Annotated in this window: 1 protein-coding gene; it reads right to left on the bottom strand. The window is 40.0% G+C overall.

Features of this window, described 5'->3' with window-relative positions; translation table 11 throughout:
- Nucleotides 1-622 (bottom strand): transposase (locus SYJ56_RS25825; protein ID WP_323839291.1); only part of this gene is annotated, 622 nt, incomplete at its 3' end.
- Nucleotides 623-630 lie beyond the last annotated feature (8 nt).

Below are 630 nucleotides of genomic sequence, written 5' to 3'. Positions count from 1 at the left end.
TTTTTTTGATTGAGGCAATCGTGCGCTCCTTTATCTCTTTTTGGTAAAGGTCTAAATCCTTTGGTTGGTATGCTTCTCCTTTTACTGTCATATTCCAGATAATTACTGCCAGCTTTCTTGCAGTTGCCGTAATAGCAGCGCCCCTTCCCTTCCTATAGGCGACACGTTTGAAAAACCTTGTCAATACCCCGTCTTTAGTTTTATCAATGGTATTGGCTGCGTTTCTTAAGGCCAGTGCAAGCCTGTTACTTCCTTTTGGAGTTCTGCTTGAAACCAGTTTGCCTCCTGATACCCTGTTGTCGGGAGCAAGCCTTAAAAAAGATGCAAATTGTTTGGCAGAATTAAAGTTGTAAATGCCCTGGCCGATTTCACAGATCAGTGTCAGCACTGTACTGCTACTGATCGATTCAATGGCGAATAGATCCACTCCGTAAAATTTATAACTCAGCACCGGAAGATTGAATTTCGGTTGGTTCTTTCCCTTTAACTGTTTTTTTGTAAGTTTCAAGTCGTCTTCTATGTGAATTTCTTTTGTAAATTCATCCAGAAGGTGTTCAAGTCTTTGCTCGCAGGACTGTATTTTTTCCTGTAGAAAAGTATAGATATGATAACATTCGCTCATTTCATATA

This window comes from Algoriphagus aurantiacus (genome assembly GCF_035156405.1).
GTDB classification, from domain to species: domain Bacteria; phylum Bacteroidota; class Bacteroidia; order Cytophagales; family Cyclobacteriaceae; genus Algoriphagus; species Algoriphagus aurantiacus.
The sequence above is the reverse complement of the archived record's forward strand: the minus strand, read 5'-3'. Positions and strand labels throughout refer to the sequence as shown.